This window comes from Candidatus Omnitrophota bacterium, from assembly GCA_023227985.1.
Taxonomy (GTDB): Bacteria; Omnitrophota; Gorgyraeia; order Gygaellales; family Profunditerraquicolaceae; genus JALOCB01.
This window is the reverse complement of record JALOCB010000016.1, coordinates 22234-32437: the sequence shown is the minus strand read 5'-3', so window position 1 is coordinate 32437 and position 10204 is coordinate 22234. Positions and strand designations below refer to the sequence as shown.

Annotated in this window: 7 protein-coding genes; 6 read left to right on the top strand and 1 reads right to left on the bottom strand. The window is 48.6% G+C overall.

From position 1 onward, the window contains the following. Nucleotides 1–287: 287 nt before the first annotated feature. Genes M0R35_05005 through M0R35_04990 form a run of 4 tightly spaced genes read left to right on the top strand, consistent with a single transcriptional unit; the run spans nt 288 to nt 5205 of the window. Nucleotides 288–2522 (top strand): trehalose-6-phosphate synthase, encoded by a 2235-nt coding sequence (locus tag M0R35_05005; protein ID MCK9595019.1) that lies wholly within the window; start codon nt 288–290, stop codon nt 2520–2522. Between the two features lies 1 nt (nt 2523). Continuing rightward, nucleotides 2524–3327 (top strand): trehalose-phosphatase, encoded by an 804-nt coding sequence (gene otsB / locus M0R35_05000; GenBank protein MCK9595018.1) that lies wholly within the window; start codon nt 2524–2526, stop codon nt 3325–3327. A gap of 2 nt (nt 3328–3329) precedes the next feature. Continuing rightward, nucleotides 3330–4001: a DUF5752 family protein gene (locus M0R35_04995; GenBank protein MCK9595017.1), complete on the top strand. Its 672-nt coding sequence runs from the start codon at nt 3330–3332 to the stop codon at nt 3999–4001. Beyond that, entirely contained in the window at nt 3994–5205 is a 1212-nt protein-coding gene (locus M0R35_04990) for a glycosyltransferase (protein ID MCK9595016.1), read from the top strand. Before M0R35_04995 ends, M0R35_04990 begins: the two co-directional genes overlap by 8 nt. 93 nt (nt 5206–5298) lie before the next feature. Here the strand turns inward: M0R35_04990 and M0R35_04985 are convergent, their stop codons facing one another. Further along, nucleotides 5299–5502, bottom strand: coding sequence for a cold-shock protein (locus M0R35_04985; GenBank protein MCK9595015.1), 204 nt, complete (start codon nt 5500–5502; stop codon nt 5299–5301). A gap of 357 nt (nt 5503–5859) precedes the next feature. On the opposite strand from M0R35_04985, the gene purB reads away from it, so the two are divergent. Then, nucleotides 5860–7152: an adenylosuccinate lyase gene (gene purB, locus M0R35_04980; GenBank protein ID MCK9595014.1), complete on the top strand. Its 1293-nt coding sequence runs from the start codon at nt 5860–5862 to the stop codon at nt 7150–7152. Between the two features lie 153 nt (nt 7153–7305). Continuing rightward, nucleotides 7306–10200: a phosphoribosylformylglycinamidine synthase subunit PurL gene (gene purL / locus M0R35_04975; protein MCK9595013.1), complete on the top strand. Its 2895-nt coding sequence runs from the start codon at nt 7306–7308 to the stop codon at nt 10198–10200. Nucleotides 10201–10204 lie beyond the last annotated feature (4 nt).

The window sequence follows — 10204 nt, the reverse complement described above, 5'->3', positions numbered from 1 at the left end:
AAGCGGGGGCGGGTTCGATTCCCTCCCTCGGCATTTTTTTAGCCTCGAACATTGTTCGGGGCTTTTTCATTTAGAGGGGCGTCGTCCCCCCACGCCGAAAGGGGCGCGGGAGTAAACATTGTCTTTATCGCAGGTTGTGTTATAATAAAGCCCATAAGAATAATAAGTAAAAAAGAGGTCTGGGGATACGGTGGTATGCCCAGAGGGGGGATATTGGGATGGTCGGGCCGCCATTCTGCTTTAAAAACGCAGAAGGCGGTTTTTTGTTTAATTAAAGGGCAAACCATATGAAAAGAATTGTTTTGTTTCTTCTGCCTATACTGATAATAGTCGCTTTGGGGGTAACTGTATCGGGAGTTATGCAAGTCCGTTTTACGGAAGATAGATTGATGGATGACCTGAAGCGCAAAGCAAAGACCGTGGATGAAAGCCTGGTATTGTCCGCGAAATACATTATCGCCAACAATGATCTGAATGCCGCTAATCGCCTGGTCGAAAGCTTCCAAAAACGGGAGCGGCTCCAGGGATGCGTTATTTATGACCGGAAAGGCGAGATTTTTGCTATCACAGAACGATTTTCCGACTGGAGGAATAGGGATAAATCATATCTAATGAATATCCTCTCGACCAGAGCCCCGCGTGCGGTTTTGGAACAATTTCAGGATTATTCCGTGTACAGCTATATTCTTCCGGTAATTAATGATGATGACAGCGTTTTGGGTCTGGTCGAGGTCATATACGATACCTCGTATCTTTTTAACACTTTGACGGAATTATGGAAAAAGATAAGCAATACCCTGATCATAATCGTATTGCTGATAACCATAGCCGTTTTTTTGCTCCAGAGGCAGATATTTATCCTTCCTGTGCGCAGATTGACTAAATGGTTCTTGCATTTTCAGCGGGGCGAGATCGATAAATTGCGGCCTTTTGAAGAAAAAGGCGAGTTTGGAAAGCTGATCAGCGAAGTAGAGCAGGTAGCCCTGGGTTTAAGGGTGGCCAGAAGGATAGTTACCGATAAAGCGCAGGAGAGACTTCAGGAAGAAGAGGTTTGGACGGAAGCCAAGCTGCGCGATCTTGTCCATGCCAAGTTGGGGGAGAATGCTTTTTTTGTGGTCTCCAACCGCGAACCCTATATGCATGTTTTTGATGAGATGACCGGGATCACGAAATGTATCCGGCCAGCCAGCGGCGTGGTAACCGCGCTCGATCCCATAATGCGCGCCTGCGGCGGGACATGGGTCGCCCACGGAAGCACTGAAGCTGACAGGAAATTCGTTAATTCCAAAGACAAATTGGGGGTCCCTCCCGGAGATGACCGTTATATCCTGAAAAGGTTATGGTTGACCAAGGAGGAGGAAGAAGGGTATTATTACGGATTCTCGAATGAAGGATTATGGCCGTTATGCCACGTTACCCATACCCGCCCGATCTTCAAGGAATCCGATTGGCTGATGTATAAAAAGGTCAATCAGCAGTTTGCCGATAGCATCCTGGAAGAGCTCCCGGCCAAAAATCCTTTTGTGTTCGTGCAGGATTATCATTTTACTCTTTTGCCCCGGATGATCAAAGAGAAACGCCCGGATGCCAAAGTGGCGCTGTTCTGGCATATCCCCTGGCCGAATCCGGAAGTATTCGCGATATGTCCGTATCAGCATGAGATATTGGACGGGATGCTGGCCTGTGACCTGATCGGCTTTCACGTGCAGTTCCACTGCAATAATTTCCTGGATACCGCTAACAGGCTGATAGAATGCCGCGTGGATACCGAAAAATTCAGCGTGGTCCGGGCGAACAAGGAGACGTTGGTCCGGGCTTTCCCTATCAGTGTTGACGGGTTTTTCAAAGGCGCGGCTTCGGTATCCGAAGAGATGCAGATAAAGAAGATCCGGGAAGAGCTTAATCTGGAAGGGAAGATAATAGCGGTAGGGGTGGATAGGATCGATTATACCAAGGGGATCATCGAGCGGATACATGCGGTCGACCGCTTTATCGAGAAATACCCGGAATATAAGAATAAATTCGTGTTCATCCAGCTGGCAGCTCCGAGCCGCACGCATATCAAGCGTTACCATGAGCTGATCTCTGAGATCGATGAGCTGATCGAAAAGAAGAACTGGAAATATTCGGACGGCGCATGGAAACCGATAATATATCTAAAAAAGCATTTTTCCCCCGAGGATATAACCCCGTATTACCACCTGTCAGACCTGTGCATCGTCAGTTCTTTGCACGACGGAATGAATCTGGTGGCCAAGGAATATGTCGCGTCAAAGAGCGGCTTGAACGGGGTATTGATCCTGAGCAAATTCACCGGAGCCGCCCGGGAATTGACCGATGCCGTTCTGATCAACCCTTATTCTATCGAAGAATTCGCCGACGCTATAAAATCGGCGGTGGAGATGCCGGATCAGGAGAAGCAAAGGCGGATGGAGAATATGCGCAAGCTTGTGTCGGAAAATAATGTTTATAAATGGGCCGGGAGTATTATCTCGGAATTGACAGCTATTAAAACGGCATAGAATGGGGCAATCTTTTCTGGAATGGAAAAATGTAAAAAGCCTGTTAAAAGGCAACCGTTTGTTTTTATTCCTGGATTATGACGGGACTTTAACCGATATCGCCAGCACCCCGGAGGCCGCGGTTCTGCCCGGGGAAACAAGGGAACTGCTTCTCAGGCTGGCGGGCCTGGATATGTGCAGGATGGCGGTAATAAGCGGCAGGTCTATCGGGGACATTAAGAATAAAGTCGGGGTGGACGGGATCGTGTATGCCGGGAATCACGGGTTGGAGGTCGAGGGCCCCGGAATAAAGCGGTCTATTGCCGTCAGCCAAAGCGAAAAAGACTGCATCAAGGAAGTAAAAGCGGAACTCGAGAATATCGTCTTGGGTTTTGAGGGGGGGGTTATCGAGGATAAAGGGCTGAGCATCTCAGTGCACTTTCGCCTTATTAAATTACCGGAATTGCCGAAATTCCTCAAACGCGTGCAAACAGCCTTGAGCCCGTATATCCTCAGGAATAAGATAAGATTGAGTAACGGAAAAATGGTTTATGATATCCGGCCTGCTGTGCTTTGGGATAAAGGCTCGGTTGTATTGTGGATAATCGATAAATGGCAATCGCAGGGTAACGACCAGGATGCGGTCCTTTCCTACTTCGGGGATGACGCCACAGACGAAGACGCGTTCAAGGTGTTGAAAAAAAACAGCCTTACGGTGTTCGTCGGCAAGCCTCAACAGACCGCTGCCAGGTATTACCTTAACAACCCTCAAGAGGTTCGCGGATTCTTGGGGGAAGTATGCGAGTTCTACGATAGAAAAGGATGAATATGCTTTTGGCAAAAGAGCAGTTCAGATTCTATACCAGATTGCACTTGTCGGAATTGACCGGTTTGCGGGCTTCTACCCTTGACCAACTGCTTAAATTGCTTAAACAAGTCCCCGGTTCCAGCATTTATTATCATACCCACAGGTTTCTGCAGCAGCACCAGTATTTGTCCCCGGAGCCGCCTAATGATTTCGCTTACTGGGTAAGCGAAATGGTCGGGGAGGACGAACTGGCCGAGCAATTGGCCAGCATCGACACCGTGCAATTCCGGAACATTCGCAGCCTGCGCGATGAGATCGTTCGAACAGTCGAGGCTTACTTAAGGAGCAAGCCTTTGGCGAAATTGAGATTTTCTTCGATAGGCGAAGAATTCCATTTTGTTAAAGCGGTAAGTTTTGTGATCCCGACTAATAATGTCGCCAATAACCTTGCGGAGTTCCTCCAGATCATTAAGCGGATAACCATAGATTCGATCTATTACCATGTTTTTGAGGCGCGGTTGCGGCTTGAACAGGAGACCAACGACTTTTCTAACTGGATAGCTACCGCACTGGGAGATACAGCGCTGGCTGATGAGATCTCCAGGCTTGATCCGTATACCCGCACATTGGAAGACCTGCGCAACAGTCTTATTGCGATCATTGATAAACGTATGGGTGAACGCCGTGAATAAACTTGATGAATACGGACCGATCGTAGGCCCGGCCATCCTGGATGACCTGCGCTTGATCGCCGGTAAACTGAAGGGCAAGAAAGTCCAGCACGTCAATTCGACCGCTGTCGGCGGCGGCGTGGCGGAGATATTGAACCGAATGGTCCCTTTGCTCAAAGAGCTGGGGATCGATACCCGCTGGGACTTTGTGAAGGGCGGCGAGAAGTTCTTTAATGTCACGAAGAAGTTTCATAACGCGCTCCACGGCAGGGCGGAAGAAATAACCCGGGGCGATTTTGAGACTTTTATGGAAACAAGCAGGCAGAATATTGAAGAATTTGACGCCAGCGGAGATATAGTTTTCATCCATGATCCGCAGCCGATCGCTTTGATCAAGAAAAAGAAGAACAATAAGTGGATATGGCGCTGCCATGTGGACGTGTCCGATCCTAACGCGCGGGTGTGGTCTTTTCTGATGGATTTTATAGAACAGTACGATTCCGCCGTATTCTCGGCTCCGTCATTCTCGCGCAGACTGCCTATAAGGCAGTTCCTCATTTCTCCCTCCATAGACCCGCTTAGCGATAAGAACAAGGACTTGCCGGAGGATGTCATCAATGATGTATTGGAGAAGTACGGAATACTCCGGGATAAGCCTATTATCACTCAGATATCGCGGTTTGACCGTTTAAAGGACCCGGTGGGGGTGATAGACGCGTACCAGCAGGTAAAAAAGTACACCGATTGCCGGTTGATATTAGCCGGAGGCGGGGCTTCCGACGATCCTGAAGGGATAGAGGTCTTGAATGAAGTCATGGAGAAGGCCAAAAAAGACAAAGATATACATATTTTACTGCTTCCCCAGGATGATATAGTTATAAACGCTTTACAGCGGGCTTCGACGGTAATCATACAGAAGTCGTTGCGGGAGGGGTTCGGCCTGACTGTGGCTGAAGCGTTATGGAAAGGCAAGCCGGTGGTCGCGTCGAATGTCGGCGGGATACCATTGCAGATAAAACACAAATATTCCGGGCTGATGTGTCGTTCTGTCCAGGGCGCGGCGTTCGCCATCAAGCAGTTGTTGAACAGCCCGGAATATGCCAAAAAGCTGGGAGAGAACGGCAGGGAACATATACGAAACAACTATCTTATTACCCGGCATTTAAGGGATTATATGCTTTTGTTCCTTTCTTTGTTCTATAAGGATGATATTGTTTACTTATAAACCGGATCAATGTCCCTGAACGGTTATAGGGGGCTGTTCAATAAAAAAAGCCGCTGTTCTTGATCAAGACAACGGCTTTTTTATTTGTTGAAGTTATGCGGTTTTTTTTACGTCGGTAGCTTGTTCGCCTTTGGGTCCTTGAGTAACTTCATACTCGACTTCCACGCCTTCTTCCAGCGTTTTATAGCCCTCACCAGTTATGGCGCTATAGTGGACAAACACGTCTTTGCCATTATCGCCGGTGATGAAGCCATAACCCTTTTGGTTCGAGAACCACTTCACTTTGCCTTTTGCCATTTGTTTCTGTTCACCTCCTCCCAAAAAAAAGCCGTAAAGCTTTGGTATTACACGGTCTAGGCTTTACGGTTTGCTTATTGAACACACTTCTGTTGACTGCTCCTTATAATTATTTTATTGGCTAAATATAGCATTTTTGCGGTATTTTGTCAATATATTTTATTGCCATATTTTCTGTCCCGTCAGAGCTGTTTTTAGAGCTTATTTTGTTTGCAGAATACCCCCATTTTTGTTATAATAAGACTTCTAAAATAACACCCAATCATTAGAGGCGCCTGCCATTATTAGATACGGCAGTATCCCGCTTTTGCGGTAATAGGTTGGTGTTGAGCCCGTGCTCAAGGAGGATATTTTTATATGATAGAACGATATAGTTTGCCTGAAATGTCCGCCATATGGCAGGACGAGAATAAATTCCGGATTATGCTGGAGATCGAGCTTCTGGTCTGTGAGGCGCATTCACGAAATGGCTTGATCCCGGCATCCGCGGTAAAAAGGATGCGGGCCAAGGCTAAGTTCAATACCTCCAGGATCCTGAAGATCGAGGAAAAGACTCAGCATGATATCGTGGCTTTTGTCACCAATGTCTCCGAATATATCGGCTCAGACGCCCAATATCTGCATATAGGCCTTACCTCGTCGGACCTTTTGGATAATACCCTGGATGTTCAGTTAAAAGAGGCGTCGGATATCCTGATCTCTGATTTGGAAAGGCTGCTTAAGTCTTTAGCCGGCAAGGCCAAGGAATATAAAGATACGGCCTGTATCGGCAGGACCCACGGCGTGCACGCCGAACCGGTGACTTTCGGTTTGAAGCTGGCTTTGTGGTATGATGAAACAAAAAGGAATATCGAGCGGCTGAAGGCCGCCAAAGGCGCCATATCCGTGGGCAAGCTCTCCGGAGCGGTCGGTACTTATTCCAATATCGACCCGTCGGTAGAGGCGTATGTCTGCAAAAAGCTGGGGTTAAGGCCGGTAAATATCGCGACACAGGTAATTCAGAGGGATATTTACGCGCAGTATGTGTCCGCTCTGGCTATTGTCGCCTCATCCCTGGAAAAATTCGCTTTGGAAATCAGGCATCTGCAGCGCACCGAGGTCCTGGAAGCGGAAGAGCCGTTCGGCAAGGGGCAAAAAGGCTCATCGGCTATGCCGCATAAACGAAACCCGGTGATCTGCGAGCGTATCTGCGGCCTGAGCCGGGTCCTTAGGGCGAACAGCCTTGTTTCCCTGGAGAATGTGGCGCTCTGGCATGAACGGGATATCAGCCATTCTTCCGCCGAGCGGGTTATTCTGCCGGATTCCACCATTACATTGGATTATATGTTGAACAAGTTCATCAAGGTCATCGACGGGCTTCTGGTATATCCCCAGAATATGCTGATCAACCTGTTGAAGACCAAGGGCCTTATATTTTCCCAGCGCATGCTTTTAGCGCTTATGGATAAAGGCTTGAGCAGGCCCAAGGCATATGACCTGGTGCAAAGATGCGCGATGCAGACCTGGAAAGAAGGCACGGATTTCAAGGCTAATCTGGCCGGCGATAAAGAAGTGGCTAAATATTTCAGCTTAAAAGACCTGGATAAGATATTCAACCTGGATTATTACCTGCGCAACGTTAACAAGATATTCAAGCGGCTGGGTATTTAAACTTAAACGCTTGTATCTTCAAGTTTATACTGCCGCGGCCTGATTTTGCGTTTTTAGAGCCGGATATGCTGTCCGCTCTAGTATTAATTTACGGGAAACACCGGCCTTTGGTCCGGTATGACATAAATTCATTCCCGCCTTAACGGAGTTTTCATGTCCTGGAAGATCGAAATAAAAGACAAACCCGGAATATTTGACGCTATCGGCCAGGGTGTTAAGAAAGACATCTTTGACCTGGGCATAAAGACCGTAAAAGAAGTTTCTTTTGTCCAGATTTACTGGCTGGAAGGAAAGATATCGCAGGATGACGTCCATACTATCTGTAACCAGTTGCTCTGCGACCGGATCAGCCAGGAATATGTGATCAATCCTGCCGCGGATCCCAGCTGCCTTGTGGTGGAGGTGGCGCATAACCCCGGGGTAATGGATCCGGTAGAGGATTCTACTTTAAAAGGTATCAAAGACCTGGGTATCGACGGTGTTGACGCAGTCCGCACCGCGAAGAAATACCTGTTTACCGGGGATATCTCCCCGGCGCAGCTTAAGACCATTTCCGAAAAGCTTTTATACAATAAACTCATCCAGCATATAGTCAAGCCTCAGGATAAGTCCGGGGATGATCATAGCCAGACACATATTTACCAATTCAAACTGGTCAATGTCCCGTTGATCAAAGCCTCAAGCCGGCAATTGCTGGATATCAGCGCCAAAGGCCAGCTTTTCCTGAATTTAACCGAGATGAAACTGATCCGGGATTATTTCCGAAAGCTTAAACGCGAACCCACTGATTGCGAATTGGAAACTTTGGCCCAGACCTGGTCAGAGCATTGCGGGCACAAGACCTTCCGGGGGAAGATCGATTACCGGGAAAAGGGAAAGGCCCTCAGCCCTAAGCTTAAGGTAAAGAAGATAAATAATCTTTTAAAATCCACGGTGATGAGGGCCACCAAGGAGCTGGATAAATCCTGGTGCGTATCGGTATTCCAGGACAATTCCGGGGTGATCAAGTTCGACGAAAAGAACAATGTCTGTTTTAAGGTGGAGACCCATAATCATCCATCCGCACTGGAGCCTTTCGGCGGGGCGAATACCGGCGTAGGCGGCGTTATTCGGGATCCTCTGGGAACCGGCCTGGGCGCGAAGCCGATATTGAACACCGATGTTTTTTGTTTTGCTCCTCCGGATTATCCTTTTGATAAGCTTCCCCCGGGCACGCTGCATCCTAAACGCATAATGAAAGGCGTGGTATCCGGGGTGCGTGATTATGGCAACAAGATGGGCATTCCCACGGTGAACGGCGCGGTATTGTTCCACGACAGATTTGTCGGAAATCCTTTGGTTTATTGCGGGACAGTCGGGATCATGCCTAAAGATAAATGTTTTAAGAATGGCAAGTCCGGTGAATTGATTGTGGTGGTCGGCGGAAGGACCGGCAGGGATGGTATACACGGGGCGACATTCTCTTCCGGAGAATTGACGCATGAATCAGAGACGGTCTCCAGCGGGGCGGTGCAGATCGGCAATCCCATCCAGGAAAAGAAAGTGGTCGACGCCATACTGCAGTGCCGCGACCTGAATCTTTATAACTCCATAACCGACTGCGGAGCGGGCGGTTTGTCTTCCGCCGTAGGCGAGATGGCCAGCGAATTAGGTTGCCGCGTTGACTTGGACAAGGTTCCCTTGAAATATCAGGGGCTGTCTTACGCGGAGATCTGGATCTCGGAGTCCCAGGAGAGGATGGTTTTATCCGTTCCTCAGGAGAAGATCGCTAAACTCCAGGAGATCTGCGCAGTGGAGAACGTGGAAGCTGTAGTGATCGGCGAATTCACCGATACTAAAAGGCTCAAGCTTTATTATAGGCAAACCCTGGTCTGCGACCTGGATATGAAATTCATGCATGACGGGCTGCCGCGGACCGAGAAAAAAGCGGAATATGTTCAATCCGAAGATAAAGAGCCGGTATTGACATGTCCGAAAGATCTTACCCCGACGCTTTTAAAGCTGCTTTCGCGTTACGATATATGCTCCAAGGAATGGATTGTCCGGCAATATGACCACGAGGTGCAGGGCGGCTCGGTGATCAAGCCTTTGTCCGGCATTGCCAATGACGGGCCGTCTGACGCTGCAGTGGTCAAGCCCGTGCTGGGATCTTCCAAGGCAGTGATCGTTTCCAACGGCATAAATTTCAGGTATGGTTTTATCGATCCTTACTGGATGGCGGCTTCTTCAATTGACGAAGCCTTGAGGCAGATCATTGCTTCCGGCGGATCTTTGAAAGAAGTGGCTATATTGGATAATTTCTGCTGGGGCAACCCCGACAAGCCGGACAGGCTGGGCTCTCTGGTCAGGTCCGCTTACGGCTGTTATGATACAGCCAAGGGATTCGGGGTGCCGTTCATTTCCGGCAAGGACAGCCTGTATAACGAATACGCGGTGAATAACAAATCGCAGGCTATCCCGGGAACGCTTTTGATCTCTGCAATAGCGGTAATGGAAGACGCGGCAAAAGCTGTTTCTATGTATGCCAAGGATCCCGGAAACCTGATTTATCTGGTGGGAGACACATTCCCGGAATTAGGCGGCTCGCATTATTACGAATTTATGGGTTTTACCGGAAACAGCGTTCCCCGGGTCAATATTAAGAAAGCCAAGTTGATATTCGAGGGATTAAGCCGTTGTTCGGATAACGGGCTTATTCAGTCAATGCATGATTGTTCGGACGGCGGACTGGCTGTGGCAGCCGCTGAAATGGCCTTTGCCGGAGGATTGGGGATGGAGATATCCCTGTCCGAGGTTCCTTATTCCGGCTCCGGAGCCGGGCGCAATGATTTTATGCTTTTTTCGGAGTCCAATTCCAGATTCGTGGTAGAGGTAAAGAAGGCGGACCAGAAAGCGTTTGAGAAGAGGATGAAAGGTCTGGCGTTCGGGCTTATTGGTTTCGTGTCCCGGGATGAATATTTCAAGGTGTTCGGCCTGGATAATAAGATTTGCCTGCAGGCGAATATATCCGATCTAAAAGATGCCTGGCAGAAACCGTTAAAGTGGTAAGGAG